2 protein-coding genes are annotated in these 1,431 nt (G+C 65.0%); both read left to right on the forward strand.

Features of this window, described 5'->3' with window-relative positions:
- The first annotated feature begins 67 nt into the window (after positions 1-67).
- Complete coding sequence (locus AC1AUD_RS13670) at positions 68-628, forward strand: transposase (RefSeq protein WP_476574927.1); 561 nt, start codon at positions 68-70, stop codon at positions 626-628.
- Positions 589-1,431 (forward strand): IS3 family transposase (locus AC1AUD_RS13675; RefSeq protein ID WP_476574928.1); only part of this gene is annotated, 843 nt, incomplete at its 3' end. The genes AC1AUD_RS13670 and AC1AUD_RS13675, both read left to right, overlap by 40 nt.

Below are 1,431 nucleotides of genomic sequence, written 5' to 3' on the forward strand. Positions count from 1 at the left end.
TGAACCGCACCCCGATTGTTGGACTGAAGAAATTCAGATTCGATGATTGGAGGTGTGGTTCTTTCGTATGCGAGAGGATCGAAGGAAACGTTACGGCGATGAGTTCCGGCGCGAAGCGCTGAGGCTCATCGAGGCCGGCGCGGGCAAGGATGTTCTCGCGCGTCGGCTTGCGATGCCAGTGGCGACCGCGAGAAACTGGATCCTGTTGTACGGTTCCGGCGGACGGGAGGCGGTCATGGGCGCGCGGGGCAAACGCAGCTACGACTGGGAGACGAAGGTCGCGGCGGCGCGCGACCACGTCGACGATGGCCTGACCAAGACGGAGGTCATGGCCAGGCACGGAGTGGCGAGCATCGCGGCGCTGGAGCGTTGGTGCCGCGAGTACCGTTCCGGTGGCGCGGATGCGTTGCGTCCGAAGCCCAAGGGCAGGCCCAGGGGCGTGAGATCCAAACCGAAACCCGAACCGACGCGCGAGCAGGAGCTCGCCGAACGGGTCGCTTATCTGGAGGCGAAGGTCGCGTATCTGGAAAAACTCCGGGCCCTGCGGGCGCAGAAGTCACGCGGCGCGAGCGAAGCGCCGTCGTCCGACTGCTCGCGGGGCAGGGGCACCGGCTCGACCATCTGCTGAGAATCAGCGGGTTGGCGAGATCCACGTATTTCTATCATCTGTCGCATCCGGAACATGAGCCGCGCCCCGACCTCGATCCCATGGTCAGGGAGATCTGGGCGCGGACGGCGAACGGATGCGGCCACCGGCAGATCCATATGTGCCTGGTCCACGAGTTCGGGCAGAGGGTGTCGGCCAAGAGCGTCCTGAGGGTCATGCGCCGCATGGGGCTCAAATGCGCCATCCGCGCCGCCAACCCCTGTAGGAAATACAACTCGTACAAGGGCGACCAAGGCGGGTCTGTGCCCAACCTGCTCGAACGCGACTTCGCCGCGGGCCGGCCGTTCGAGAAACTCGGCACCGACGTCACCGAGTTCAAGGTCGCGGGCGGCAAGGCGTACCTCGCGCCCGTGTACGACATGGCCAGCAAGGAGATCGTGGCCTGGGACGTGAGCCGGCACCCCGACATGGCCCAGCAGCGGCGGCTGCTCGCCATGCTCGAGGCCAGACTGCCCGAGGGCGCGAACCCCATCCTGCACTCGGACATGGGATGGCAGTACCAGCACCCATGGTGGAGGGAAAGGCTCAGGGGGCTGAGCATCCGCCAGTCCATGAGCCGCAAGGGCAACTGCCTGGACAACGCCGCCACCGAACAGGTCTTCGGCCACTTGAAGGACGAGTTCTACCGCAACCGCGAGTTCGCCTCGTACGAGCGGTTCAAGACCGAGCTGGACGCGTACATCGTCCACTGGAACACCAAACGACGCCAGATACGACTCGAGGGACACACCCCGGAGGAATACCGGAACATGTCCCTCGCAGCC

This window comes from Bifidobacterium sp. LH_730 (assembly GCF_056355835.1).